The organism is Rhizobium vallis, from assembly GCF_003985155.1.
Lineage (GTDB): Bacteria > Pseudomonadota > Alphaproteobacteria > Rhizobiales > Rhizobiaceae > Rhizobium > Rhizobium vallis.
Genome location: NZ_ML133686.1, coordinates 57353 through 83068 on the forward strand (window position 1 = coordinate 57353; position 25716 = coordinate 83068).

Sequence of the window (25716 nt, forward strand, 5' to 3'; positions counted from 1 at the left end):
AAATGAGCAAAAGGGACGGCATAATCGCCGTCCCGGTCATGTTTCACTCGTTGCAGGAGGGGTCGTCGGGGCGGCAATCAAAAGACCGATCTCTACCGTCGGATCTGCGATCACCGTCTCTCCAATCGCCCCTTCGGTTATCACCGCGCCAATCCCGGTCACCATTACGGTCGCGCCAGTCACGGTCTCGATCCCGGTTGTCCCGATTGCGATCCGGGTCTCGATCACGATCACGATCTCGATTGTCACGGTCACGGTAATAATAGTCCGGGCCGCGGCTCCAGCGATCACGCTCGCGATAGAAATCGCGGTTGCGGTAGTAACGGTCCCAGTAATTGTCGACGCTGAAGCGGATCATCGGAATGCCGAGCGGACGGTAATATTGCGGACCGACATAGACGCGGCGCTGCTGGTAGAGAGCCTGCACATATTGGCCCGAAACCCAGCCGCGGCCGCCGTAGAATTCGACGTCGCACCAGTTGAGGTCGGAAAGGCATCCGCGGATTTCGACGGACGAACCGGCGGGTATGACGGCAACGGCGGGATATCGGGTGCTCGGACCCGCACGCATATTGACGTTCGCCGTCGAATAGCCCTCGGCCGCCTGCGCGACGACCGGAGCCAGCATGAACAGACCGGCCGCGGCGATTTTGGCAAACAGATTTTTCACGCTTTTCTCACTCCTTGTCGGCGTTTTCGGCAGTGCGCCTGGCGGCATCTGCCTGGCACAAGCCATCTAAAACGAAAGATCAGACGATCGCCCGTACTCATCGGGCGCTATTATTCACATTGTCTTTCAATGGCTTATATGCCGGCGGCGATGAACGCAGCTTGAACGGGGAAAATCAGGCCATGCCTGAAGCCCATCTGTGGCAGGGTTAATGGCTTGTTAACCTTTCGAGCCCAGTCTGGCCGCTAATACCCGCTTTCTCCTTGACCACGGATGAACTGGCACTGAGGCGAGCGGATGACGAAAGGCCGGGTCGAACCGGCCTTTTGTTATATCCGATGTCGGCTGGCGCGCCTGCATGGCAGGGCACGCCCTCCCTGCTCAGGCAGCGAGCGCCTGAAGGATACGCACCCAGGAGCGGATGCCCTTGTGGTAGGAGACGAGCTCGTATTTCTCGTTCGGCGAATGGATACGGTCGTCGCTGAGGCCGAAGCCGACGAGCAGCGATTCCATGCCGAGCATCTTCTGGAAATCCCCGACGATCGGGATCGAGCCGCCCATCCCGATGACGATGGCGGGTTTCGGCCACTCGTCGGAAAGCGCGGTCTTCGCCCTGGTGAGGACAGGTGAATCATAGGAAAGATGGATTGCCGGCGAGCCGCCATGCGGATGGAACTCGACCGAGCAGTCGGCCGGAATCTTCGAGCTGACATAGCTGCGGAAGGCCGCGCGGATGGCGGCCGGGTCCTGCGTGCCGACAAGACGGAACGAAACCTTCGCCGAAGCCTTGGCGGCGATCACCGTCTTGAAGCCTTCGCCGGTATACCCGCCCCAGATGCCGTTGATTTCGGCGGTCGGCCGCGCCCAGGTGAGCTCCAGCACCGAGCGGCCCTTTTCCCCGGATGGAACGGAAAGGCCGACTTCGCCGAGGAAGCTCTCCGCGGTCTTCCCCAGCGTCTCCCATGACGCCTTGATATTGTCGGGCGTTTCCTCGACACCGTCGTAGAAGCCGTCGAGCGTGATGCGGCCGGTCTCGTCGTGCAGGCCGGCAAGCGCCTCGACGAGAATATGGATCGGGTTTGCTGCCGCGCCGCCGAAAAGACCGGAATGCAGGTCTCGGTCGGCAGCCGTCACGACCACCTCCTCGCCGACCAGGCCGCGCAGCGCTGCGGCGATCGCCGGCGTGTCCCGATCCCACATGCCGGTATCGCAGACGAGCGCATAGTCGGCCTTGAGTTCGGCGGCATTGGCCTCGAGGAAAGGCTTCAGTGACGGCGAACCGGATTCCTCCTCGCCTTCGAAGAGGATGGTGATGCGGCAGGGAAGTGCACCGTTGATCTCCTTGTAGGCGCGGCAGGCCTCGACGAAGGTCATCAGCTGGCCCTTGTCGTCGGACGTGCCACGGCCGGTCAGGATCTTGCGGCCTTCGCCGACATCCTTGATCGCCGGCTCGAACGGATCGTTTTCCCAGAGTTCGATCGGATCGACCGGCTGAACGTCGTAATGGCCGTAGAAGAGGACGTGCGGCGCATCGGCCGAAGCACCCGCGTGGTGAGCGACCACCATCGGATGACCGGGTGTGTCGCGCACCGAGGCCGTAAAGCCGAGCCCTTCTAGATAGGCGACGAGCCATTCCGCAGCCTTTCGGCATTCGGCCTTATAGGCGGGATCTGTGGAAATGGACCGGATGCGCAGAAGTTCGAATAGTTTGTCGAGACTCGATGGAAGGTTCTGGTCCGCGCGCGCAAGCACCTGATTGATATCGGTCATTTTCGACTCCTTTTGAAATTCGGCCGGACGATAGACCAAACCAGAAAGGCAGGCGAGGCGGAAAAACAAAAAATCGGCGGCGCGAAAGAGCAGCGGGGCGCGGATCAATATCAGGAAGATTTGTTGGATAATATAGAAGAGAAATCTAATTCAATTTACAGTTATTTAGCACAACCTAAATAGCCTGACCGAATTCAGCTGTGGGAGGGGCAGATGTTTTCGGTCATTGCATGTATTCGGGACAATCATGACTGGCGGCTGGTAATAGTGGCGGGCGCTGTCTGCCTGATCGGCGCCTTGGCGGCGATGCTGCTGCTCTCGCGTACGCAGGAATGCGACGCCGGACGGCGAAAGCTCTGGATCGGCGCTTCCGCCTTCGCCTTCGGCACCGGAGTATGGGCAACGCATTTCGTCGCGATGCTCGCCTATGACGGCGGCATGCCGATCAGCTACGGGCTGGGCCTGACCTTGCTTTCCTTTCTCCTGTCGGTCGCGGGCTCCGCAGTGGCGATCTTGATCGCAGCGCAAAGCGGCGACAGGTTTTCGCATATCTGGGGTGGCGTCCTGATGGCGCTCGGCATCGCCTCCATGCATCTGACCGGCATGCAGGCGATCGAGACGCAGGCGATAATTCGCTACGATCCCCTCATGACACTGACTGCGGTGCTTGCCGGAGCGCTGCTGTCGAGCGCGGCCTTCTATGCCTTCTCCCATCTCAAGGGAATGAGACGGCTGTTCGCTTCGTCAATCGTTTTCGTCCTCGCCATCTGCACCCTTCATTTCATCTCGATGGCCAGCATCACGCTCGTGCCGGATCCCGGCAAGGAGATTCCGGCCACGGTGCTGGACACGAAGGTGCTCGCCGCAATCGTCGTCGTGGCGGCAACGGCCCTGATCCTGATGGCGCTTGCCGTCGTCTTTGTCGAAAGCCGCCTCACGGACCTGCGAGGACTTGCCAATGCCTCGCAGGAAGGATTGCTGATCCTGCGCGAAGGCCTGGTCATCGATGCCAATGAGCGGTTCCAGGGCCTCTCCGGCTGGAAGCTTGCCGATCTCGCCGGCAAGTCGCCTTCGGCTGTCCTCGCGACCGTTCAGGGAACACGGCCCGGCGAGACGTTGCTGACCAGCAGAAGCGGCAGGGAGATTGCTGTCGAAGTGACGACGAGCAGGATCGTCTATCGCGGGCGCAATTGCGATGTGCTTGCCGTGCGCGATCTCACCGAACGCAGGCAGGCCCAGGAGATGATCGAGCATCTCGCCCACCACGACGTGCTCACCGATCTGCCGAACAGGTCGCTGTTCGACACCCGCATCCGTCAGGCGCTGCAGATGGCCGAGCGAAAGAACAGTGAGGTCGCGCTCTTCTATCTCGACCTCGATCGCTTCAAGGCCGTCAACGATATTTTCGGTCATGCCGAAGGCGACCGCATTCTCGGCAAGGTCGCTTCGATCCTGCGCCGCGTGGCCGATGAAAGCGATACGATTGCCCGCCTCGGCGGCGATGAATTCGCCATCATCCAGCCCGCCGGACAGCAGCCAGCGGCGGCGCAAAAGCTTGCGGCTGATATCCTCGATGAATTCGCCGCCGAAATGGACACGGCGCGTGACCCCACAGCCGTCGGCGTCAGCGTCGGCATCGCACTCTATCCCGCGGATGGGCGTACGGCTGAAGAACTTTGCAACAATGCCGATACAGCACTCTACCGCGTCAAACACGATGGTCGCGGCAAGGTCTGTTTCTTCGATGCGGAAATGGACGAAGCGGCGCGGAACCGTCGCCAGATCGAAAGCGAACTGCGCCATGCGATCATCCGCAACCAGATCCATGTCAGCTATCAGCCGATCCTCGATGCGCGGAGCGGCGAGATCGGCGGCTACGAGGCCTTGATGCGCTGGAACCGGCCAGGCCACGGCTTGACCGAGCCCGATATCTTCATCCCGATCGCCGAGGAAAGCGGTTCGATCGTCCAACTCGGCGAATGGGTGTTGCGGCAGGCCTGCATGGAGGCCGTGCGCTGGCCGCTGCCGTTGAGGATCGCCGTCAATCTTTCGCCGGTGCAATTCATGCTGCCGAACCTCTGCGAGCGGATCGAAGCGATCCTCACTGAGACCGGGCTTGCGCCTAGCCGGCTGGAACTCGAGATCACCGAGGCGGCCCTCATCCGCGATCGCGACCGGGTGATGACGACGCTGCTGCGGCTGCACAGGATCGGCGCGCACATCGTCATGGATGACTTCGGCACCGGTTTCTCATCGCTTTCCAACCTGCGGTCATTCCCCTTCGACAAGATCAAGGTCGACCGCAGTTTCACCGGCGTGCTGGAACATGATGCGGCGGCGCGCTCGATCGTGCGCGCCATCATCGGCCTTGGTCATAGCCTCGGCATGCCCGTCGTGACGGAGGGCGTGGAAACCGAGACGCAGCGCCGGATCGTCGTCGAGGAAGGCTGCACGCAAGTGCAGGGTCTTTTGCTCGGCAAGCCGGATATCGAGCCGAGCGTCAAGCTCGCCGCCTGCGAAAACATTCTGTCCGAACAGTTCGAAACCGGCGTGCTGCCGCTGCGACGCGCGCACCATGCCCGCGAGTGATCTTACAGCGCCGTGCGTCTTTTCAGACGCGCAAGGGACGCTGTAACACTTTGAATTATGCAGTAGTCAGAGCGCCTTGGCGTTTTCCAGAAGCCGGCGGATATATTCAAGCGTCAGTTCGCGTTCGAAAACCCGAAAACCCTTGAACAGCGCCAGGTCGGCCTCGCGTGCGGTCTCGATCGCCTCGGCCTCCATGGCGCGGGCCTTCGGTGTCAGGAAGATCAGTTGCGCTCGTTTGTCCGATGGATGCGGCCGGCGTTCGATCAGCCCGTCGCGGACCATGCGCGAAAGCGTATTGGCCATGGTCGCCTGCTCGATATCGACCCGCTCGAGAAGCTGTTTCTGAGTCAGTCCGTCCTCGGCCCAGAGTTCCAGCAGAATGGGGAACTGGCCGGGAGAAAAACCGAGCCCGACCGCGCGCTGGTGCAGCGAGCGGGCAAAACCCTTCGCCAACTGGCTGGCAAGGTAGGCTCCCGAATCCATGCGGTTAAATCCCATGATCGCAAGTTGGCTCAAAAGCTTGACGGAGACAATGCAGCAAATCGCGCGCGATGCTCCAAAACATGCGGGCTGCCATTTAATTTCCAGTGTCGCGAGAAAACAAAGTCGCCATGGCCTGGAGGTTGGCCATGGCGACCTTAAAATGGGGACAAAGGCCCGGAGAGGGGGATAAGGCCTTTGTCCAAGCCTGACGCGGCGGGGGACAAGCCGGTAATCAGACCCGCGGCGCGATCAAGCGCCGGTGACATCGATGTGTGGCTGCGAATGTGGTTTTTCAAGGGAGAAGGCACGTTACAAATCGGTAACAGTTTGGTGAGCGCCGGAATCTCTGCTGCAAAAATCACGCAGGTGTTCAAAGTTCTGCAGCGTCTGAATAGACGCGCGGGGCTGCAGCGCTCGAACGCCATAATCCTTTGCGCGCTCCGAACTTTATATGGACCTCGTCCCGTGCCCGCGCTATCCATGCACGCATGAAAAAAGGCGATCACCTCTTCCTAGTCGATGGTTCCGGATTCATCTTCCGGGCGTTTCATGCATTGCCGCCGCTGACCCGCAAGACAGATGGCCTGCCGATCGGCGCCGTGTCCGGTTTCTGCAACATGCTGTGGAAGCTCTTGAGGGATGCGCGCAATACGGATGTCGGCGTAACACCGACCCATCTGGCCGTCATCTTCGACTATTCCGCCAAGACATTTCGCAAGGATCTCTATGACGCCTACAAGGCGAACCGCTCCGCTCCGCCGGAAGAGCTGATCCCGCAATTCGGCCTTATAAGAGAGGCGACCCGCGCCTTCAATCTGCCCTGCATCGAGACCGAAGGTTTCGAGGCCGACGACATCATCGCGACCTATGCCCGCCAGGCTGAAGCGACTGGCGCCGATGTCACCATCGTCTCCTCCGACAAGGATCTGATGCAGCTCGTCACATCAAATGTCCACATGTATGACAGCATGAAGGACAAGCAGATCGGCATTCCCGATGTCATCGAGAAATGGGGCGTGCCGCCAGAAAAGATGATCGACCTGCAGGCGATGACCGGCGATTCCGTCGACAACGTTCCCGGCATTCCCGGCATCGGCCCGAAAACCGCCGCCCAACTGCTCGAGGAATACGGCGATCTCGATACGCTGCTCGAACGCGCCACCGAGATCAAGCAGGTCAAGCGCCGCGAGACGATCCTCGCCAATATCGACATGGCCAGGCTTTCGCGCGATCTCGTGAGGCTGCGTCTCGATGTGCCGCTCGATCTCGATCTCGACGCGCTGGTGCTTGAGCCGCAGAACGGCCCGAAGCTGATCGGCTTCCTCAAGACGATGGAATTCACGACGCTGACGCGCCGTGTTGCCGAAGCCTGCGATTGCGATGCGAGTGCCATCGAACCGGCGGTCGTCCGCATCGAATGGGGGGAGACTGCTCGCGGCCCCGATCTCGATGCAGCGCAGCCGGAGCCGGTTGCCGGCGGCATTCCCGACGTTTCTGGCGACGCCGTGCCTGTACCGCCGCGCGCAAAAGCGAAGGCCGCCGTCGAAGGCGCCTTTGCGGCCGCCGATCTTGCCAAGGCGCGGGCCGAGGCCTTTGCGAGCCTGCCGTTTGATCATTCGGCCTATGTCACGATCCGCGATCTGGCCACACTCGACCGCTGGATCGCCGATGCGCGCGATACCGGCCTCGTCGCTTTCGATACAGAGACCACATCGCTGGATGCGATGCAGGCCGAGCTTGTCGGCTTCTCCATGGCGATCGCCGACAATATCGCCGATCCCACCGGCACGAAGATCCGCGCCGCCTATGTGCCGCTTGTCCATAAGAACGGCGTCGGCGATCTGCTCGGCGGCGGCCTGGCCGACAACCAGATCCCCATGCGCGACGCCCTGCCGCGGCTGAAGGCGTTGCTGGAGGACGAATCGGTTCTCAAGGTCGCCCAGAACCTGAAATACGATTACCTGCTGATGAAACGCTACGGCGTCGAGACGAAGAGCTTCGACGACACGATGCTGATCTCCTACGTGCTCGACGCCGGCACCGGCGCGCATGGCATGGATCCGCTCTCGGAAAAATTCCTCGGCCATACACCCATTCCCTACAAGGACGTGGCGGGCAGCGGCAAGGCGAACGTCACCTTCGATCTGGTCGATATCGACCGCGCCACCCATTATGCCGCCGAAGATGCCGAGGTGACGCTGCGCCTGTGGCTGGTGCTGAAGCCGCGGCTGGCGGCAGCTGGGCTGACCAGCGTCTATGAACGGCTGGAGCGGCCGCTATTGCCTGTGTTGGCGCGCATGGAAGCGCGCGGCATTACCGTTGACCGGCAGATCCTGTCGCGCCTCTCCGGCGAGCTCGCGCAAGGTGCTGCGAGGCTGGAAGACGAGATCTACGCGCTGGCCGGCGAGCGTTTCAATATCGGCTCGCCGAAGCAGCTCGGCGACATCCTGTTCGGCAAGATGGGCCTTGCCGGTGGCAACAAGACCAAGACCGGGCAATGGTCTACCTCCGCCCAGGTGCTCGAGGATCTGGCTGCCGCCGGCTTCGAGCTGCCGCGCAAGATCGTTGACTGGCGCCAAGTCACCAAGCTGAAATCCACCTATACCGACGCGCTTCCAGGTTATGTCCACCCGGAGACCAAGCGGGTCCACACCTCCTATTCGCTGGCATCGACGACGACGGGGCGTCTCTCGTCCTCCGAGCCGAACCTGCAGAACATTCCGGTGCGCACTGCCGAAGGCCGCAAAATCCGCACCGCCTTCATCTCGAGACAAGGCCACAAGCTGATCTCGGCGGACTACAGCCAGATCGAACTGCGCGTGCTTGCCCATGTGGCCGAGATCCCGCAGCTCACCAGAGCCTTCGAGGAAGGCGTCGACATTCACGCCATGACAGCGTCGGAAATGTTCGGCGTGCCTGTCGAAGGCATGCCGAGTGAAGTGCGGCGCCGCGCCAAGGCGATCAATTTCGGTATCATCTACGGCATCTCGGCCTTCGGGCTTGCCAATCAGCTTTCGATCGAACGATCGGAGGCGAGCGACTACATCAAGAAATATTTCGAGCGCTTCCCTGGCATTCGCGACTATATGGAAAGCCGCAAGGCGATGGCGCGCGACAAGGGTTATGTCGAGACGATCTTCGGGCGGCGAATCAACTATCCGGAAATCCGTTCCTCCAATCCATCCGTGCGCGCCTTCAACGAACGTGCGGCAATCAACGCGCCGATCCAGGGCTCGGCGGCCGATGTCATCCGCCGGGCGATGATCAAAATGGAGCCGGCGCTCGCCGAAGCCGGCCTTGCCGAGCGCGTCCGCATGCTCTTGCAGGTGCACGACGAACTCATCTTCGAAGTCGAGGACGAGGATGTCGAAAAGGCGATGCCAATCATCGTCTCGGTCATGGAAAACGCCACCATGCCGGCGCTCGAAATGCGCGTGCCGCTGAGGGTCGACGCGCGTGCTGCCACCAATTGGGACGAGGCGCACTAGCCGCGTCCCCTAAAAAGCACAAAGATTTTTCTGCCTCACGCAAATCATTGAAATGGCAGCGATTAACCTCTGCGACCCGTATCGGAACGATACGGCAGGAAGGAACTTATTAACCTTCCTTTTCTATCCCGGTAGGGTCGTAATTAGCCAAGCATGAGTGAGTAGCGGACGCATGCGTTTTCCCAGAACCAATTTGACGGATGCCGGGGACTTTTCCTCCGGGCTTGAAACGGAACTTCCGGAGGAAATTGCGGGCGAAAAGCCGGCCGCGCCAATCTGGCAGAGCAATTTTTCCCTGGCGCCGAACGTTCGTTTCACCCGCACGCCGGAAACGCTGATCAGCAAGCGCCGCGCGCCGAACGAGCCGGTTCGCGATGATTCGCAGATTGCACAGCAGGCGATACGGATTGAGCCGGTCACCGTCGACGTGCCGTTCGATATCTACCTGCCGGAGCCGGACGAGATTTCCGCAGCCCCTGTCCATATGATCGAGCCACAGCAGCCACCGCTTTCCGATCGTGCCGATGCACCGAGCCTGCGTGCCGCTTCCGAACTGTCGTCGATTTCGGACTTCGCCTTCTGGGAAGTCATGGCCTTCGAAGAGGCTGAGCCGGTTCGCGCGCCAACCCTCATCTCGTTCCCGAAGACCGAGACCACACCCGAATCGATCACCTCGCTGTTCCGCATCATGGAATGGCGCCCCGGCCGCCCGGCTGCCGCCCCCGCCGCCTCCCGCCCGGCTCCGCCGCCGGCGGTCTCGGCAAAGGTCGCCGCGCGCCCTCCGGCAGCGGTATCCCTGGACAAGCCCAGGCGCATTGCTGTCGAGGCACCAATTGTGCCGGCACCTCAGGCAGCGCCCGCCCCTCAGGTCATATCAGCGCCTCAGGCAGCACAAGCGCCGCAGCGCACGCCGCCTGTTGCCGCCGTTCTTCCGTCGCCGCGCCTGGCTGTGAGACCCGAAAGGATCGACGCGTCAGGCTATGAGTTCCCGCCACGCGCCTTGCTGCAGGAGCCGCCGGAACGCCTCGGCGAGATCATGTCGCAGGAAACCTTGGAGCAGAATGCCGGACTCCTGGAAAGCGTGCTCGAAGATTTCGGCATCAAGGGCGAGATCATCCATGTCCGCCCCGGCCCTGTCGTCACCCTCTATGAATTCGAGCCGGCCCCGGGCGTGAAATCGTCGCGCGTCATCGGCCTCGCCGACGATATCGCCCGCTCGATGTCGGCGCTTTCGGCCCGCGTTGCCGTGGTGCCCGGGCGCAACGTCATCGGCATCGAATTGCCGAATGTCACGCGTGAAACAGTCTATTTCCGCGAGATGATCGAAAGCGACGATTTCGAAAAGAGCGGTTACAAGCTGGCGCTCGGCCTCGGCAAGACGATCGGCGGCGAGCCCGTCATCGCCGAGCTTGCCAAGATGCCGCATCTGCTCGTCGCCGGCACCACCGGCTCGGGCAAATCGGTCGCCATCAACACGATGATCTTGTCGCTGCTCTACCGGATGACGCCGGAACAGTGCCGTCTCATCATGGTCGATCCCAAGATGCTGGAACTGTCTGTCTATGACGGCATTCCGCACCTGCTGACACCCGTCGTCACCGATCCCAAGAAAGCCGTCATGGCACTGAAATGGGCGGTGCGCGAAATGGAGGAGCGTTATCGCAAGATGTCGCGCCTCGGCGTGCGCAATATCGACGGTTACAACGGTCGCGTCTCTCAGGCCCGTGAAAAGGGCGAGACCATCCATATCATGGTGCAGGTCGGCTTCGACCGGCAGACCGGCGCACCGATCGAGGAGCAGCAGGAGCTGGATCTTGCGCCGATGCCCTATATTGTCGTCATCGTCGACGAGATGGCCGACCTGATGATGGTCGCCGGCAAGGAAATCGAAGGCGCGATCCAGCGTTTGGCGCAGATGGCGCGTGCCGCCGGCATCCATCTGATCATGGCGACACAGCGTCCGTCGGTCGACGTCATCACCGGCACGATCAAGGCGAACTTCCCGACCCGCATCTCTTTCCAAGTGACCTCGAAGATCGACAGCCGCACGATCCTCGGTGAACAAGGCGCCGAGCAGTTGCTCGGCCAGGGCGACATGCTGCACATGCAGGGCGGCGGGCGGATTTCCCGCGTCCACGGTCCTTTCGTCTCGGATGTCGAGGTCGAAAAGGTCGTTGCCCATCTGAAGACCCAGGGCCGCCCCGAATATCTCGATACCGTCACCGCCGACGAGGAGGAAGAGACGGAAGAGGAAGAAGCCGGCGCCGTCTTCGACAAGAGCGCCATGGCCTCGGAAGATGGCAACGAGCTCTACGAGCAGGCGGTCAAGGTCGTCATGCGCGACAAGAAATGCTCCACCTCCTACATCCAGCGCCGCCTCGGCATCGGCTACAACAGAGCCGCCTCCTTGGTGGAGCGCATGGAAAAGGAAGGCCTCGTCGGCCCGGCCAATCACGTCGGCAAGCGCGAGATCGTCTCGGGACGGGGCGACGGCGACTGATCGACAACGGGTCGGAGTGCGCGAAGCACTCCGGCCTTATATGCTCAACGCTGCCAATCGTACCGTTTCGCTGACGAAGGCTGATTTTCCGCCAGTATAGAAATCCCAATCGCCGTTTGCCGTCGCAGCCAGGCTGCGTTTCAGATCGGCATAGGCCCGGGCTCTCTCCGGATGATTCCTGAGATAGTCGCGAAACAGGATGCGTTCCCGATGGGCGTGATTGTCGGGACCACAGAGATAGAGCTTGAACCCATGACCTTCCTGATCCCGGGTGAAGGCCCAACGTTTTTCGCCAGTATCGCCGTGAAAGACGAAATCCGTCGCGCGCACCGCTTCGAGCGCCGTCGGCAGAACCTCGTCGGATATCGTGACGACATCGAGATCGATCTTCGGTTTGGCCGTCAGGCCGGGCACGGACGTGCTGCCGATATGATCGATGGAAAATACGAGGTTGCCCAGCAGGGCGGAGATCTCGGCGCTGATGTCGGCAAAGAGCAGCGGCCAGGAAGGGTCGTAGTCGACAACTTTGATGGCGCGCATGCCCTGCCTCTCGATCGTGGTCAGTGGACCTCGGCCAGCAGCCCGTCCAGGATCTTGATCATCTTCTGCTCGGCCTCTTCGAGCGAGCCGCTATTGTCGAGATCCGTTACGTCGTAGTCGCCGCGCACCGTTAGCGGTCCGCGGGCGAGTCTCGCCATGATATCCTCATGCGTCTCGCGGCCGCGCGCCTCCAGCCGGCCGGCGAGCACTTCGGGGCTGGCGGTGACGTTGATGACCTTGAGCCGCGGGAAGGCGGCCTGGAAACGGTGCAGCGCTGAGCGCGAGCCGTTGGCGACGACGACATGGCCTCTCGACAGCGCCACCGAGACCTCGGCCGGAATGCCGTATTTCAGACCGTGCGCTTCCCACCAGACGGCGAAGGAGCCCGACTGCTCCATGGCGGCAAACCCTTCGAGGGAGACGGAAAGATGGTCTTCGCCGCCGGCGTCACGGTGACGGGTGATCACGCGGCGGGTGAAATGAACGTTTTCGCGGCCGGCAAAGCGCCGGGCGGCGAGGTTCATCAGCGTGTCCTTGCCGGCGCCGCTCGGCCCGACAACGACGACCATGATGCCGCGCTCGGCTCCGGCTGCGGCATGGGGTTCGTGCGGCGTCATGCGACACGGCGTCCTTGGCGCCAGACGGAGCGTGTGACCGGCACGCCATGCGAGCGGTGAACGCGGACGAGGTCGGCGCGCAGCCCGGTCGCGATCCGGCCGCGATCATCGAGACTGACGGTGCGGGCGGGCGTCGACGTCACCATGGCGATCGCCTTCGGGAGCGTGATGCTCTCCACTTCATCGGCAAGGATGAAAGGCGCATGCAGCAGGCTGAGCGGCACGTAGTCGGAGGAGAGTACGTCGAGAACACCCATTTCGGCGAGATCGCGGGCGGCGATATTGCCGGAATGGGACTTGCCGCGCACGATGTTCGGTGCGCCCATCAGTACGCTCATGCCGTGCTCGTGCGATGCCCGGGCGGCGTCGAAGCTGGTCGGGAACTCCGCGAGCCGCACGCCATTGTCGATCGCTTCGTCGACATGCGACAGCGTCGCGTCGTCATGGCTTGCCACCGTGATGCCGCGCTCGGCGCAGACCTTGGCGATGGCGTTGCGATGCGGCGTCGAGTTGCGCGCCGATTCTGCCTGACGCTTGGCGACGAAGCGTGCGAAGACCTCGTCGCTCAAGCCGCGCTTCTTCTGGTAGTAGAAAATGTACTGGTCCATCGTCTGGAACTGCCGCTGGCCGGGCGCATGATCCATCAGCGAGACGAGCCGCACGTGCCGGTCGTTTTCGAAATCGGAGAAATGTTCGAGCACGTTGTCCGCCGAGACCTCGCAGCGCAGGTGAAGCAGGTGCTCGGCGCGCAGCCTGCCTTCCTTCTCCGCCGACTGGATGGCGTCGGCCATCTCGCGCATCTCGCCATGTTCGAAGCCGCCGTCCTCGTCGGCACCCATGCGCAGGCAGTCGAAGACCGTGGTGATGCCAGAGGTGACGATCTGGGCGTCATGCGCCTGCACTGCGGCAGTCTTGTTCCAGCGGATGCCGGGACGCGGCTGGTAGTGGCCTTCGAGATGGTCCGTATGCAGTTCCACGAGCCCGGGAATGATGTAGTCCCCTTCGAAATCTTCGCCGGCTACCGAGTTTCCTTCGGAGATGTCGGCAATCTTGCCGTCGCGAATGAGGATCGATCCTGAGAGGATGTCATCCTCAAGAACGATGCGGGCGTTGGAAAACACGGTCTCTTTGCTCATGTCGTCAGGTCTTTCAGCTTTTGGCACCGGCAAGCGGCAGCCAGGAATGAACTTTGAACGGGGCCCCGTGCGCCTCCTCGATGAAGACGGCAAGGCCGGAAATCGAAAGCGGCCGACTGGTGAAATCGGCAAAACGCTCGGTCAGGATCGCCCTTATGACTTCGGCACGCTCTGCGGGCACCTGGCCGCTCAGCGTCATGTGAAAGCCGAAATCCTCCATGACGTAAGGATAACCCCAGCGCTGCAGATTGGCGCGCTGGCCGTCGCTGAGCTTCTCCGGGTTGCGCCGCGCGATATCGGCTTCGGAAAGTGCGGCGCGGAACGGCTCGAAGGACTTTACCACCTTCGCGGCGAAATCCTGAAGAGGTTGATGAAGAGAACCGGGAACGAGGGCAAAAAAACGACCGAGCTGGCCGAGCACGAGCTCCGGAATCTCGAAGGCCGACGTGCGGGCGGCAAAATCTTCGGCAACGGTCATGAGATCTTTCTCGGTGACGGACGTTGCAAGCGAGAACGGCGCCTTGATCGTGGCGTGAAAACCGTAGCGGCGGGGGTCGGCAGTCAGTTCGAACTGCTCTGCCGCGCTGAGCGTCTCATGCTCCGGCGCCGGATAGGTTTCGCCGCTGAAGGCATCGCGACCGAGCCAGAGCGAGGCCGCGCCGGTCAGGGGATCATCCTTCGGCGGCGAAAAATAGAGAGCGTAGCGCAAGGCTTTTATCCTGGGGATCGTCGAAACGGGGAGCGCAATGTGCAGTGATTTGGCGGCGAACCGCAAGCAGGTTCCCGGCTAAAAGATTTCCGTGACAGAATGATGATGACGGCAGCGCCGCCATCGCCTTTTGGCCAGCAGATCAGTGCGCTTTTGTACCCATCAGCCGATGGCGCAACGCATTCGAGGCGGCGTCGAAAAGGAAGACGACGATCAGGATCAGAATGACCATGTAAGCGACGTTTTCCCAATTGGCATTGGTGCGCATCGCCTCCCAGAGCTTGAGGCCGATGCCGCCGGCACCGACGGCACCAATGATGGTCGCGCCGCGCACGTTCGATTCCCATTGGTAGAGCGTCTGGCTGACGATGACGGGAACGATCTGCGGCATAATGCCGTAACGATGGACGAGCACAGTCTGCGCGCCAGTCGATTTGATGCCTTCCCGCGGCTTGTTGTCGATATTTTCAAGCCCTTCGGAATAGAGCTTGCCGAGCGTGCCCGTCTCGGTCAGGAAGATCGCGCCGCTGCCGGCAAGCGGACCGGGACCGAAGGCGCGCGTCAGGAACAGCGCCCAGATCAGCATGTCGACCGAGCGCAGGAAATCGAAGAAGCGCTTCAGAACCTGGTTCAGGAACCGGTTCGGCGTGATGTTGCGTGCTGCCATGAAGGCGAGCGGGAAGGCGGCGAGCGAGCCGAGCAGCGTTCCGAGAAACGCCATGACGATCGTCTGGAAAAGTTTGGTCCAGACGTCGCCGTGCTGCCATTCGCTGTTGTTCCAGATGTCGTCGAAGGCGAGCGACAGGTTGGACTGGTCGGGCTTGATGCGCGGGCCGGAAATGATGAGGCTAAGGACTTCGCCGGCCGGCTTGTCGAAGAAGGACGATTGCGTGTCGAAGATGAAGTTCGCCCAGCCGATGAAACGCTTGCGGATCTTCACGCGGTCGACGGAAATGCTGACGTCGCCGGCAAAGCCGAGATCGGCCAGCACGTTGTCGTCATAAACCGTCATCCAGCTCGGCACCTCTCCCACGACTTTCGGCGCACCGCTCGAAACGTCGACGGGGACGCTCACGCCATGCGCGGTGACGATCGTCTCGCTCTTCGAGACGGTGACGACGCGGCCAGTACCGCTGATGGAAACGGTGATGCTGCCGTCGGGATTGTTGACCACCCAGTCCGGGTGCGGATTATCGCCAAGCGGCGAGAAGCGGGGATAGCGCACCTCGATCGAGCCGTCGTCCTGGATGCGAAAATCCGGTTGGACGTCGTAGCTCACCCATTGGCTGAGATAGATGCCGACACGCTCCCAATGGGCTTCGGCGAAGAGCTTGGGCAGGTCGAAGAACCAGACGGCGTAAAGGCTATAGAGCAGCGTCGCGATCACGATCATCAGCCCGCCGAAACGCTGGCGGAACGACCGGTGGAAATATTCCGGATAGCGTGCTTCGATCTCATTCATGCGGTTTGCGTCGATGACCGTCATGGCAGCCTCAATGTTGCAGAAGGAAAGCCTGCTCGCCGACCAGGCGGCGGCGCAGCCATGCGGAGAACTGGTCGACGGCGACGATCGTCACGAAGAGCAGGAGAACGAGCGCCATCGTCTTGGCGCCGAAGCCGCGCGAGATCGAAAGCTTCAGTTCCTCGCCGATGCCGCCGCCGCCGACGGCGCCGATAATGGTCGAGGCACGCACGTTGATCTCCAGGCGCAGCAGCGCGTAGGACGTGAAATTCGGCAGCACCTGCGGCAGGGCGGCAAAACGCACGCGCTCCCACCAGTTGGCGCCGACGGCTTTCATGCCCTCATGCGGCTTCATGTCGATATTCTCGGCCACCTCGTAGAAGAGTTTGCCGAGCGCCCCGATCGTATGCAGGGTAATGGCGATGATGGCCGCGACCGGCCCGATCGACAGGATCGCCGAAAATAGCCCGGCGATGACGATCTCGGGGAAGGCGCGCAGGAATTCCATCAGGCGCTTGGTGAAGACGCGCAGCGGCCATGAACTCGTCAGGTTGCGGGCGGCAAAGAAGCTCAACGGAACCGCAAAGACGAAGGCGATGATCGTCGAGATCAGCGCCACGTTGATCGTGACGATCATCAGCTCGAAGTATTCGGGAATGTAGAAGGCGCCCCAGACGTAGACACGGCCCTTGTCGAAATTGAATTCCTCGCCGCCCTTGTCGTTCACGCTCGCTATGTCGAACAGCGCGCGCCAGACGTCGTTCCAATCCTTGGGAATGAGCCAGCTCAAGAAATCGAAGAGATGCGGCAGGCGCTCGAAGAAATGCCCGGCGTTGCTCTCGTCGGCGAAGCGGACGGAACTTGCGAAAGCTGCAATGAGGATAACCAGGCCAAGCACGGTGTAGAAGCGGCGCTTGGCGATCATCCGATCCCAGGCGGTTCCGATCTCCTGCGTGCTGTGCATGTGCGGCTGTGTATCGGCAATAGTCATGGACGCCCCGCCCGGTCGCAAGATAAAGGGCGGCCGTTTCCGGCCGCCCCGCATTCAAAAGGCCAATCAGCCGCCGATGGCAGCCTTACGGACTTCGACGACAGTGTTGTAGAAGTCGTGCTTGACGGGCGAGTAGCCCTTATAGTCGCCACCTTCGATCGCCGCGAAGCACTTGTGATCCTTTTCCGGCAGAGCCGTGAAGAAGGCTGCGAGCTTCGTCTGCCAGTCCTGGCCGAGAGCGTTGCGAACGACGAGCGGGCCGTTCGGGATCAGCGGCGAACGCCAGACTTCAACGAGCTTGTTCGGGTCGACGGCGCCCTTGTCGACTTCCTTGCGGAAGGTACCGGAGGTGTAGCCGTCCTTGAAATCGCCGATGCCCGAGCTATCGTCGACGGCAACGTCGACCTTGCCGTCATAAGCGGCAAGCAGGTTGTTCTCATGGCCGCCGTTGAACTGCGTGGAAGCGAAGAACTTGTCGTTCGGCATGCCCGTGTCCTTCGGGATCTGCGTCAGCGGAACGAGGTAGCCCGAGGTCGAGTCCGGATCGGCGTAGCCGAGCTTCTTGCCCTTGGCGTCCAGGATGGTCTTGATGCCGGAGGACTTCAGAGCGAGGCCGATCGAGTGGTAACCCGTCGAGCCGTCCTTCTGCTGCGTCGTCAGGATCGGCGTGACTGCCTTCGGATCCTTGATGTAGACGGCCGCATAGCCGGAAGCGCCGAGTTCGGCGAAGTCGAGCGTGCCGCCGAGCAGGCCCTGGATGACGCCGTCATAGTCGGCGGCCGGGAAGAGCGAAACCTTCTCGAAGCCGAATTCCTGCTTCAGGTGGTCGGCAAGGCAGGCATAGTTGCGCAGGCGGTCGGTTTCGTTTTCGCCGCCGAGGATGCCGATGCGGAATTCCTTGAGGTCTGCAGCATTGGCGGCGCCGGCGAGCGCGAAGAGCGCCGTTGCCGCAAAGAGTGCTTTCTTCAACATGAGTTCTCTCCTATTGACCGGTATCCCCGGCTTTCCGTTACGAAGAAGTGTGCCCTTGACGCGGGCGCTCGATCGCGGCCGCCTCGCTCAGAGGCCGGCCAGCGCCAGCGGTTGGATGCCGGCGGTTTGATTTTCTGCACGCTCGGGGGCGATGTTGATTGACGTCGAGGTCATCGTTTCGTCGATGCCGGCGCCATCCTTGTCCGTCTCGTAGATTTCCTTCACCGCTTCGGCCGTCAGCTCCGAAGGCTTGCCATCGAAGACCACACGGCCGCCGGCCATGCCGACGATGCGCTCGCAATAATTACGAGCGGTATCGAGCGTATGGAGGTTGGTGATGACGGTGATGCCCTCGCGTTCGTTGATATCGCGCAGCGCATCCATGACGATCTTGGCGTTCAGCGGGTCGAGCGAGGCGATCGGCTCGTCGGCGAGCACCATCTTCGGGTTCTGCATCAGCGCCCGGGCAATCGCCACGCGTTGCTGCTGGCCGCCGGAAAGTGTGCCGGCCGGCTGCAGCGCCGTCTGCTCGATGCCGAGGCGTTCAAGCGCTGCGATGGCGTGCACACGCTCCTCGCGGGTGAAAATGCTGAGCAGGCTCAGAAGCGTCGAGCGGTGATTGAGGCGGCCGAGCATGACATTGGTGAGAACGTCGAGGCGCGGCACCAGGTTGAACTGCTGGAAGATCATCGCGCAGTCGCGCTGCCAGTTACGTAGCGCCCGACCGCGAAGTCCGGAGACTTCGACGCCGGAGAAATGAATGGAGCCGGAGGAGGGCTCCTGAAGGCGGTTGATCATGCGCAGCAGCGTCGACTTGCCGGCGCCGGAGCGACCAATGATGCCGACCATCTGGCCCTGAGGAATGTCGAGCGTAACGGAATCGACGGCGAGCTTTTTTCCGAAACGACGTGTGACATCCTTCAGCTCGAACATCATGCTCTTTCCTTGCATTCCAGGCCGTGGTCAGCATCGCATTAGTCCCGCTTCATGAACCTCCAATGTCATATTTGTGTAAGTGGTGTCACAATTCTCCGGGCCTATATCGCAGGTTTAACTGTCGTATCGGACCAGGAAATCTTCCGCGCTCAGGTTGCGGAAATCCTGCAAAGCCAGGCGCAAGCGGTCATGCTCCCAATCCCACCAGGCAAGCCTGTCCATGCGCTCGCCGATCTCTTTCGGAAAGCGCTCGCGGATCAATTTAGCCGGCACACCGCCGACGATCGTGTAGGGCGCAACGTCCTTCGATACGACGGCGCCGGCTCCGATGACCGCGCCGTTGCCGACGGTGACGCCGGGCAGGATGGTCGCCCCGTGGCCGATCCAGACGTCGTTGCCGATCATCACACGGTTTGCGCGCCGCCATTCGAAGAAGTCCGTCTCCATGTCGGCATCCGGCCAGTAATCGGCGGCGCGATAGGTGAAGTGATGCAGCGTCGCGCGCCAGGTCGGATGGCTGGTGGCGTTGATGCGCACGGCGGCGGCGATATTGACGAACTTGCCGATCGTCGCACACCAGACGGAGCCATCCTGCATGATGTAGGAATAGTCGCCGAAACTGGCTTCGCTAATCCGGCAGCGTTCCGAGACTTCCGTGTAACGCCCGAAGGTGGAATCGCTGACGGATGCCGTCTCGTGGACATCAGGCTCAATGCCCAGCTTGCGGCTCATGCGGCGATCTTTCCAGGCGAGAATTGCTGGACGTCGAGGATGCGGTCGGCGACGGCTTCGCGCACCTCCTCATCGTGGAAGATGCCGAGAAGGGCGACGCCCGCCTTCTTCTTTTCCTCGATCATATCGACGACGACGGCGCGGTTCCTGGCGTCGAGCGAGGCTGTTGGTTCATCGAGAAGCAGGATCATGTGATCGGTGATGAAGCCCCGCGCGATGTTGACACGTTGCTGCTCGCCGCCGGAGAAGGTGGCGGGCGGAAGCTGCCAGAGCGCCTCCGGCAGATTGAGCTTGGCAAGCAGGCCGGCCGCCGTTTCCCGCGCCGTGCCGGCATCCTCGCCGCGCGCCACAAGAGGTTCGGCCACCACGTCGATCGCCGCCACGCGCGGCACGGTGCGCAGGAACTGGCTGACATAGCCGAGAGTATTGCGGCGGACGTTGAGCACTGTGCGCGGATCTGCCGAGGCAAGATCGACAATGCGCCCGTCGTGGCGGATGAGGATCTGGCCGGTATCGACGGCATAATTGCCGTAGATCATCTTGAGCAGCGAGCTCTTGCCGATGCCCGAGGGGCCGCCAAGCACGACGCATTCGCCTGATGCGACCGAAAAGGCGACATCGGAGACAACAGGCAGCTTGATGCCGTCGCGCAGGTGCATGGTGAAGCTCTTCGAGACTTCGGAAACGACGAGGGGCGTTGCCATGATTTCTTCTTCCTTGGTTTCGGACCTCAGACCTGCAGGATCGAGGAGACGAGCAACTGCGTATAAGGCTCTCTGGGATCGTCGAGCACGCGATCGGTGAGCCCCTGTTCAATGACGTAGCCGTCCTTCATCACCATCATCCGGTGCGACAGCAGGCGGGCGACGGCGAGGTCGTGGGTGACGATGATGGCCGAGAGGCCAAGATCGTTGACGAGGCCGCGTACGAGATCGAGCAGGCGCGCCTGCACCGAGACGTCGAGGCCGCCTGTGGGTTCGTCCATGAAGACGAGGCGCGGGCCGGTGACGAGGTTGCGGGCGATCTGCAGGCGCTGGCGCATACCGCCGGAAAAGGCGCGCGGCTGGTCGTCGATGCGGTCGGCGTCGATCTCGACGCGCTCGAGCCAATCGATCGCCGAGGCGCGGATCTTGCCGTAGTGCCGGTTTCCGATCGCCATCAGCCGTTCGCCGACATTGGCGCCGGCCGAGACAGCCATCCGCAGGCCGTCGGCCGGATTCTGGTGCACGAAGCCCCAGTCGGTGCGCATCAGGAAGCGCCGCTCAGCCTCGTTCATGTGATAGAGGTCGCGGTAGCTGCTATCGCGCATGTGGTACTCGACGCTGCCGGTGGTCGGCATCAGCCGGGTGGAGATGCAGTTCAGCAGCGTCGTCTTGCCGGAACCGGATTCGCCGACGATGGCGAGTACTTCACCGGGCCAGAGTTCGAAGGAGACGTTCCTGCAGCCGATGCGGTTGCCGTAGAACTTCGAGAGGTCGTTGACTTTGAGAAGCGGTATATCGCTCATTCTGCAGCCTCCCGGGCCAGCATCTCGCCGGCGTGCCCTTGCGCGCGGCGATCTTCGCAATGATCGGTGTCGGAGCAGACGAACATGCGCCCGCCCTTGTCGTCGAGAATGACCTCATCGAGGTAGACGTCCTCCGCGCCGCAAAGGGCGCAGGGCTTGCCAAAACGCTGGATTTCGAAGGGATGGTCTTCAAAATCCAGGCTGACGACGTCGGTATAGGGCGGCACGGCATAGATGCGCTTTTCGCGGCCGGCGCCGAAGAGCTGCAGTGCTTCCGACTTGTGCATCTTCGGATTGTCGAATTTCGGCGTCGGCGAGGGATCCATGACGTAGCGGCCATGAACCTTGACCGGATAGGCATAGGTCGTGGCGATGCGGCCGTTGCGGGCGATATCCTCGTAGAGTTTCACATGCATGAGGCCGTATTCTTCGAGCGCATGCATCTTGCGCGTCTCGGTCTCTCGCGGCTCGAGGAAGCGCAGCGGCTCGGGGATCGGCACCTGATAGACGAGCACCTGGCCTGGACCGAGCTTCTCTTCCGGAATGCGGTGGCGCGTCTGGATGATCGTCGCCTCCTTGGTATGTGTCGTCACCGCGACCTTGGCCACTTTCTGGAAGAAGGCGCGGATGGAAACGGCATTGGTCGTGTCGTCGGCGCCCTGGTCAATGACCTTCAGCACATCTTCCGGCCCGATGATCGAAGCTGTCACCTGCACGCCGCCGGTGCCCCAGCCGTAGGGCATCGGCATTTCGCGCGAGGCAAAGGGCACCTGGTAGCCGGGGATGGCGATCGCCTTCAGGATGGCGCGGCGGATCATGCGCTTGGTCTGTTCGTCGAGATAGGCGAAGTTGTAGCTGGCGAGATCGGTCATTCGGCGGCCTCCTTCATGTCTTCGCCGCCGTTGCGGGCGGCTTCGAATTCGCGGCGCATACGGCGGACGAGATCGAGTTCGGCCTGGAAATCCACATAATGCGGGAGCTTCAGGTGCTCGACGAAACCCGTCGCCTGGACGTTGTCGGAATGGGAAATGACGAATTCCTCGTCCTGCGCCGGCGCGGTGATGTCCTCGCCGAGCTCTTCGGCCCGCAGTGCGCGATCAACAAGCGACATCGCCATCGCCTTGCGCTCGCTCTGGCCGAAGACGAGACCGTAGCCGCGGGTGAATTGCGGCGGCGCCTTGGCCGAACCCTTGAACTGGTTGACCATCTGGCATTCGGTGATCTGGACCGCGCCGAGCGAGACGGCAAAACCGAGTTCCGGCACGTCGAATTCCACCTCGACCTCGCCGATGCGGATTTCACCGGTGAAGGGGTGGTTGCGGCCATAGCCGCGCTGGGTGGAATAGCCGAGCGCCAGCAGGAAGCCCTCGTCGCCACGAGCAAGCGCCTGCAGGCGCAGGTCGCGCGTCATCGGGAATTCCATCGGCTCGCGGGTCAGATCGCCGATCTCGTGATCTTCGGGCATATCGCCATCGGCCTCGATCAGGCCTTCCTCGCCGAGGATCTCGGAGACGCGCATGACACGGCCGGTTTCGGCTGGACGCAGCACGGGCTCCTCGATCGCCTCGTCGGAAAGCAGCGAGGGATCGAGCAATCGGTGAGTATAGTCGAAAGTGGGTCCGAGAAGCTGGCCGCCGGGCAGATCCTTGTAGGTCGCCGAGATGCGGCGCTCGATTGTCATATCAGCCGTGTCGAGCGGTTTCGAGTAGCCGAAACGCGGCAGCGTCGTGCGGTAGGCGCGCAGTAGGAAGATCGCCTCGATCATATCGCCGCGTGATTGACGCACGGCAAGCGCTGCGAGCGTACGGTCGAAAAGCGAGGCCTCGGCCATGACGCGGTCGACGGCAAGTGCCAGCTGCGCGACGATCTGTTCGATACCGATTGCCGGCAGCGAACGGTCGCCGCGGCGGCGGTCGGCAAGCAGGCGGTGGGCATTGGCGATGGCGGCCTCGCCACCTTTGACGGCAACATACATGCGCTCAGATCTCCGTTGCTGTGATCTTGGTGGTGCGCGGCAGGCAGAGGAAACGCTTGCCTGATGTCAGCACGATGTCGATGCCGCGCGGAAACAGCGCGCGGTTCTCGGTCCAGAGCCTGAGGAAAGTTTCTGGCAGGCCGATGGGGGCGATCTCTGTCACGCTCTGGATGCCGGGACCCATCAGCGCCAGCCTGCGGCCGCCCTCGAGTTCGGCGAGCTCGATGACAACGGTCGTCGAACGGTCGGGATATTCCTGTGTGCCTGGCGCAAACAGGCCGAAAGAGCAAAGCGCGGTGCCGGCCTCGACGAAGGCAAAGCGGGCCTCGCCCTTTTCAGCCGTCGACGGGGCGCCGGTGTGGAAGCTCAGCCACTCCGCCACTGCGGATTTCGCCAGCCCGGGGGCAAGCCAGACGGGTGTGTCGTGGTCGCAAAGCGTCAGCGCGATAGCGCCCGCGGCGATGCCGAGCGGCGCCGGCGGCGCGACATCGGGCTGGACTGTCTCGATCGTACCGGGGCGGGCCATGCCGTCCATCAACATCTTGAAGACGCTCTGGGCATGGAAGACCGGCTCCGCAAAGCCGCCGGTCAGGGCTTCTGTCCTGAGACCCATCAATCGTCTCCCCGCACCATGGTGAAGAAATCGACCCGGGTCGCTGCCGTCTCGTCCGCCTTGCGGCGATCGCCGGCTGCGACGCGTTCGGCGATTGGCGAAAGCAGCGCCTGTTCGACGAAATCCTTCGTCGCCTCTTCCTGCCAGAGCGCGTCGAAGATCGCCGCAAGCCGCGCCTTCTCACGATCCGTCCCGAGCGCCTGGGCATGGCCGATGGAGCCGGACTCGAGCCGCACCGTGGCGCGCGTCACCGTCACTTCACCGAGATTGAAGGGAGCTCCGCCGCCGCCGATGCGGCCGCGCACCATCACCAGCCCGGTCTCCGGCCCACGCACCGGATGTGCCGCAGGCTTTTCCGGCAGCGCATCCCAGGCCGCCTGGAGTTCGCTCCGTTCCGCCCGCGCCAGCAGATCGGCGGCGCGTTTGCGCCCGGATGCCGTCTGTGACGCAGCGTCATTCCTGTCCGCTGATATCATCGCCGCTTTCCCCAAAATGTCTATTGATATAGACAACCATACAAGCTATATCTAGCCTTAAATCGATGTCGTGACAAGCGTGTGACATCGGGGGTGCGGAATGGCAGGCAGGGGGCCGCATGGCGGGACTGAAGCAAGTACAAAGACAAACCGGCGTGGCGCTCTGGCGCCAGATCGCCGATCGTATTCGTGAGGCGATCAGTTCCGGCGCCTATGACGAAACGGGAATGGTGCCGCCGGAAACGGTTCTGGCGCTGCAATTCGGCGTCAACCGGCATACGGTGCGCAGTGCTTTGGCGGCACTGGCGCAGGACGGGATCGTGCGTGCGGTACAAGGTCGCGGCACGCTGATCGAGCGCAAGGAAAGGCTGAATTTCCCGATCACCCGGCGCACACGCTTTACCGCCGGCATCGGCGATCAGGCACGCGAGATGCGCAGCCTTCTGCTCGATGAGGCGACAGAGGAGGCGACCGCTGAAGTCGCCCGCTGGCTGGGCTTGAGCCAAGGGGAGCCGGTGATCCGGCTGGAGACATTGCGCCATGCCGACAAGCGGCCGGTTTCAAAGGCGACGAGCTGGTTTCCTGCCGAACGCTTCATTGGGATCGGCGAGGCCTACCGCAAACACGAATCGATCACCAAGGCTTTCGCCGAACTCGGCCTGTCGGATTATGTCAGAGCGACAACCGAGGTGACGGCCGCCCATGCAAACACGGCCGACCTGGCCGATCTGGAACTCACCCCGGGTGCGATCCTGCTGATCGCCAAGGCGATGAACACCGATCTCGACGGCGTACCGGTGCAATATTCGATCAGCCGGTTTGCTGCCGACCGCGTGCAATTCACCATCGAGAATTAAAGCCGAGAATTGGGGCATGGCGTGCCGACCGGTTCGGCGGCACGCCTCACCGAACTCAGTGGGCGCCGGACATGTCGCCGAGCACTTCCTTGGACGCCACGGTGGAATCCGCGTTCAGCTTGTAGACCATGGGAACGCCGGTCGCGAGGTTGAGGGCGAGCACGCCTTCTTTGCTCAGCTTGTCGAGCACCATGACCAGCGAGCGCAGCGAATTGCCGTGTGCGGCAACCAGCACCTTCTCGCCGCGCAGCACGCGCGGCAGGATCTCGGTGAGATAGTAGGGCCAGACGCGGGCGCCGGTGTCGCGCAGGCTTTCACCACCCGGAGGCGGGACGTCATAGGAACGGCGCCAGACATGCACCTGTTCCTCGCCCCATTTGGCGCGCGCATCGTCCTTGTTGAGGCCGGAGAGATCGCCGTAGTCGCGCTCGTTCAGCGCCTGGTCGCGGATCGTCTCGAGGTTCGGTTGGCCGACCTTGTCGAGGATGAGCTTCAGCGTGTGCTGGGCGCGCACGAGCGCCGAGGTATAGGCGACGTCGAATTTGATCCCGTAGTCGGCAAGTGCGGCGCCGCCAGCATTGGCTTCCTGGATGCCGAGTTCCGTCAGATCGGGATCCTTCCAGCCGGTGAAGAGATTCTTCAGGTTCCAGTCGCTTTGGCCGTGGCGAACGAGGACGAGGGTACCGCTCATGA

The 25716-nt window shown here is 62.1% G+C and carries 23 protein-coding genes; 4 read left to right on the forward strand and 19 right to left on the reverse strand.

Annotated elements, in window-relative coordinates:
• Positions 1-43 precede the first annotated feature (43 nt).
• A complete protein-coding gene (locus EFQ99_RS00305) occupies positions 44-670 on the reverse strand; it encodes an SH3 domain-containing protein (RefSeq protein WP_126918679.1) in 627 nt (208 codons plus the stop codon).
• A 381-nt stretch (positions 671-1051) separates the two neighbouring features.
• A complete protein-coding gene (locus EFQ99_RS00310; protein WP_126918680.1) occupies positions 1052-2440 on the reverse strand; it encodes a M20/M25/M40 family metallo-hydrolase in 1389 nt (462 codons plus the stop codon).
• Positions 2441-2653: 213 nt separating this feature from the next.
• Between EFQ99_RS00310 and EFQ99_RS00315 the strand changes: the two genes are divergently transcribed.
• Positions 2654-5029 (forward strand): bifunctional diguanylate cyclase/phosphodiesterase, encoded by a 2376-nt coding sequence (locus EFQ99_RS00315; RefSeq protein WP_126918681.1) that lies wholly within the window; start codon positions 2654-2656, stop codon positions 5027-5029.
• Positions 5030-5095: 66 nt separating this feature from the next.
• Here the strand turns inward: EFQ99_RS00315 and EFQ99_RS00320 are convergent, their stop codons facing one another.
• Positions 5096-5512, reverse strand: coding sequence for a MarR family winged helix-turn-helix transcriptional regulator (locus tag EFQ99_RS00320; protein WP_008525424.1), 417 nt, complete (start codon positions 5510-5512; stop codon positions 5096-5098).
• A 488-nt stretch (positions 5513-6000) separates the two neighbouring features.
• On the opposite strand from EFQ99_RS00320, the gene polA reads away from it, so the two are divergent.
• Complete coding sequence (gene polA, locus EFQ99_RS00330; protein ID WP_126918682.1) at positions 6001-9000, forward strand: DNA polymerase I; 3000 nt, start codon at positions 6001-6003, stop codon at positions 8998-9000.
• 172 nt (positions 9001-9172) lie between these two features.
• Positions 9173-11500: a DNA translocase FtsK gene (locus EFQ99_RS00335; RefSeq protein ID WP_126918683.1), complete on the forward strand. Its 2328-nt coding sequence runs from the start codon at positions 9173-9175 to the stop codon at positions 11498-11500.
• Between the two features lie 36 nt (positions 11501-11536).
• Here the strand turns inward: EFQ99_RS00335 and EFQ99_RS00340 are convergent, their stop codons facing one another.
• The 15 genes from EFQ99_RS00340 to phnG form a co-directional block, all read right to left on the reverse strand.
• The gene (locus tag EFQ99_RS00340; protein ID WP_126918684.1) at positions 11537-12040 is read right to left on the reverse strand and encodes a GrpB family protein; all 504 of its coding nucleotides are present in this window, start codon (positions 12038-12040) and stop codon (positions 11537-11539) included.
• 20 nt (positions 12041-12060) lie between these two features.
• Positions 12061-12657: a phosphonate metabolism protein/1,5-bisphosphokinase (PRPP-forming) PhnN gene (gene phnN / locus EFQ99_RS00345; RefSeq protein WP_126918685.1), complete on the reverse strand. Its 597-nt coding sequence runs from the start codon at positions 12655-12657 to the stop codon at positions 12061-12063.
• On the reverse strand, positions 12654-13793 hold the full coding sequence (locus EFQ99_RS00350) for an alpha-D-ribose 1-methylphosphonate 5-triphosphate diphosphatase (RefSeq protein WP_126918686.1): 1140 nt from the start codon (positions 13791-13793) through the stop codon (positions 12654-12656). The genes phnN and EFQ99_RS00350 overlap by 4 nt, the downstream gene beginning before the upstream one ends.
• Positions 13794-13806: 13 nt before the next feature.
• Entirely contained in the window at positions 13807-14502 is a 696-nt protein-coding gene (locus tag EFQ99_RS00355; protein WP_126918687.1) for a DUF1045 domain-containing protein, read from the reverse strand.
• Between the two features lie 142 nt (positions 14503-14644).
• Positions 14645-15988: a phosphonate ABC transporter, permease protein PhnE gene (gene phnE, locus EFQ99_RS00360; RefSeq protein WP_126918688.1), complete on the reverse strand. Its 1344-nt coding sequence runs from the start codon at positions 15986-15988 to the stop codon at positions 14645-14647.
• A gap of 7 nt (positions 15989-15995) precedes the next feature.
• Positions 15996-16955, reverse strand: coding sequence for a phosphonate ABC transporter, permease protein PhnE (gene phnE, locus EFQ99_RS00365; RefSeq protein WP_126918689.1), 960 nt, complete (start codon positions 16953-16955; stop codon positions 15996-15998).
• A gap of 66 nt (positions 16956-17021) precedes the next feature.
• Entirely contained in the window at positions 17022-17927 is a 906-nt protein-coding gene (gene phnD, locus EFQ99_RS00370; RefSeq protein WP_126918690.1) for a phosphonate ABC transporter substrate-binding protein, read from the reverse strand.
• An 87-nt stretch (positions 17928-18014) separates the two neighbouring features.
• Entirely contained in the window at positions 18015-18860 is an 846-nt protein-coding gene (gene phnC / locus EFQ99_RS00375) for a phosphonate ABC transporter ATP-binding protein (protein WP_208722721.1), read from the reverse strand.
• 117 nt (positions 18861-18977) lie between these two features.
• The gene (locus tag EFQ99_RS00380) at positions 18978-19595 is read right to left on the reverse strand and encodes a DapH/DapD/GlmU-related protein (RefSeq protein ID WP_126918692.1); all 618 of its coding nucleotides are present in this window, start codon (positions 19593-19595) and stop codon (positions 18978-18980) included.
• Positions 19592-20299: a phosphonate C-P lyase system protein PhnL gene (gene phnL, locus EFQ99_RS00385; RefSeq protein ID WP_126918693.1), complete on the reverse strand. Its 708-nt coding sequence runs from the start codon at positions 20297-20299 to the stop codon at positions 19592-19594. The genes EFQ99_RS00380 and phnL overlap by 4 nt, the downstream gene beginning before the upstream one ends.
• Before the next feature lie 26 nt (positions 20300-20325).
• Positions 20326-21102, reverse strand: a complete 777-nt coding sequence (gene phnK, locus EFQ99_RS00390) for a phosphonate C-P lyase system protein PhnK (protein ID WP_126918694.1) — start codon at positions 21100-21102, stop codon at positions 20326-20328.
• The gene (locus EFQ99_RS00395; protein WP_126918695.1) at positions 21099-21974 is read right to left on the reverse strand and encodes an alpha-D-ribose 1-methylphosphonate 5-phosphate C-P-lyase PhnJ; all 876 of its coding nucleotides are present in this window, start codon (positions 21972-21974) and stop codon (positions 21099-21101) included. Before EFQ99_RS00395 ends, phnK begins: the two co-directional genes overlap by 4 nt.
• Complete coding sequence (locus EFQ99_RS00400; protein WP_126918696.1) at positions 21971-23077, reverse strand: carbon-phosphorus lyase complex subunit; 1107 nt, start codon at positions 23075-23077, stop codon at positions 21971-21973. Before EFQ99_RS00400 ends, EFQ99_RS00395 begins: the two co-directional genes overlap by 4 nt.
• A 4-nt stretch (positions 23078-23081) precedes the next feature.
• Complete coding sequence (phnH, locus tag EFQ99_RS00405; RefSeq protein WP_126918697.1) at positions 23082-23690, reverse strand: phosphonate C-P lyase system protein PhnH; 609 nt, start codon at positions 23688-23690, stop codon at positions 23082-23084.
• Entirely contained in the window at positions 23690-24166 is a 477-nt protein-coding gene (phnG, locus tag EFQ99_RS00410) for a phosphonate C-P lyase system protein PhnG (RefSeq protein ID WP_126918698.1), read from the reverse strand. Before phnG ends, phnH begins: the two co-directional genes overlap by 1 nt.
• Before the next feature lie 119 nt (positions 24167-24285).
• Between phnG and phnF the strand changes: the two genes are divergently transcribed.
• The gene (gene phnF / locus EFQ99_RS00415) at positions 24286-25023 is read left to right on the forward strand and encodes a phosphonate metabolism transcriptional regulator PhnF (RefSeq protein ID WP_126918699.1); all 738 of its coding nucleotides are present in this window, start codon (positions 24286-24288) and stop codon (positions 25021-25023) included.
• Between the two features lie 55 nt (positions 25024-25078).
• Here the strand turns inward: phnF and EFQ99_RS00420 are convergent, their stop codons facing one another.
• The gene (locus EFQ99_RS00420) at positions 25079-25714 is read right to left on the reverse strand and encodes a 2,3-bisphosphoglycerate-dependent phosphoglycerate mutase (protein WP_126918700.1); all 636 of its coding nucleotides are present in this window, start codon (positions 25712-25714) and stop codon (positions 25079-25081) included.
• Between the last annotated feature and the right edge of the window lie 2 nt (positions 25715-25716).

Excerpts from the sequence above, each read along its gene's own strand:
- phnN (WP_126918685.1), bottom strand. The coding sequence starts at position 12,657 with ATGACGCCGCACGAACCCCATGCCGCAGCCGGAGCCGAGCGCGGCATC.
- phnC (WP_208722721.1), bottom strand. The coding sequence starts at position 18,860 with ATGTTCGAGCTGAAGGATGTCACACGTCGTTTCGGAAAAAAGCTCGCC.
- phnE (WP_126918689.1), bottom strand. The coding sequence starts at position 16,955 with ATGACTATTGCCGATACACAGCCGCACATGCACAGCACGCAGGAGATC.
- phnL (WP_126918693.1), bottom strand. The coding sequence starts at position 20,299 with ATGGCAACGCCCCTCGTCGTTTCCGAAGTCTCGAAGAGCTTCACCATG.
- EFQ99_RS00395 (WP_126918695.1), bottom strand. The coding sequence starts at position 21,974 with ATGACCGATCTCGCCAGCTACAACTTCGCCTATCTCGACGAACAGACC.
- phnH (WP_126918697.1), bottom strand. The coding sequence starts at position 23,690 with ATGGGTCTCAGGACAGAAGCCCTGACCGGCGGCTTTGCGGAGCCGGTC.
- EFQ99_RS00340 (WP_126918684.1), bottom strand. The coding sequence starts at position 12,040 with ATGCGCGCCATCAAAGTTGTCGACTACGACCCTTCCTGGCCGCTGCTC.
- EFQ99_RS00310 (WP_126918680.1), bottom strand. The coding sequence starts at position 2,440 with ATGACCGATATCAATCAGGTGCTTGCGCGCGCGGACCAGAACCTTCCA.
- EFQ99_RS00320 (WP_008525424.1), bottom strand. The coding sequence starts at position 5,512 with ATGGATTCGGGAGCCTACCTTGCCAGCCAGTTGGCGAAGGGTTTTGCC.
- EFQ99_RS00335 (WP_126918683.1), top strand. The coding sequence starts at position 9,173 with ATGCGTTTTCCCAGAACCAATTTGACGGATGCCGGGGACTTTTCCTCC.
- phnF (WP_126918699.1), top strand. The coding sequence starts at position 24,286 with ATGGCGGGACTGAAGCAAGTACAAAGACAAACCGGCGTGGCGCTCTGG.
- EFQ99_RS00315 (WP_126918681.1), top strand. The coding sequence starts at position 2,654 with ATGTTTTCGGTCATTGCATGTATTCGGGACAATCATGACTGGCGGCTG.
- phnK (WP_126918694.1), bottom strand. The coding sequence starts at position 21,102 with ATGAGCGATATACCGCTTCTCAAAGTCAACGACCTCTCGAAGTTCTAC.
- phnE (WP_126918688.1), bottom strand. The coding sequence starts at position 15,988 with ATGACGGTCATCGACGCAAACCGCATGAATGAGATCGAAGCACGCTAT.
- phnD (WP_126918690.1), bottom strand. The coding sequence starts at position 17,927 with ATGTTGAAGAAAGCACTCTTTGCGGCAACGGCGCTCTTCGCGCTCGCC.
- EFQ99_RS00400 (WP_126918696.1), bottom strand. The coding sequence starts at position 23,077 with ATGTATGTTGCCGTCAAAGGTGGCGAGGCCGCCATCGCCAATGCCCAC.
- polA (WP_126918682.1), top strand. The coding sequence starts at position 6,001 with ATGAAAAAAGGCGATCACCTCTTCCTAGTCGATGGTTCCGGATTCATC.
- phnG (WP_126918698.1), bottom strand. The coding sequence starts at position 24,166 with ATGATATCAGCGGACAGGAATGACGCTGCGTCACAGACGGCATCCGGG.
- EFQ99_RS00380 (WP_126918692.1), bottom strand. The coding sequence starts at position 19,595 with ATGAGCCGCAAGCTGGGCATTGAGCCTGATGTCCACGAGACGGCATCC.
- EFQ99_RS00420 (WP_126918700.1), bottom strand. The coding sequence starts at position 25,714 with ATGAGCGGTACCCTCGTCCTCGTTCGCCACGGCCAAAGCGACTGGAAC.
- EFQ99_RS00350 (WP_126918686.1), bottom strand. The coding sequence starts at position 13,793 with ATGAGCAAAGAGACCGTGTTTTCCAACGCCCGCATCGTTCTTGAGGAT.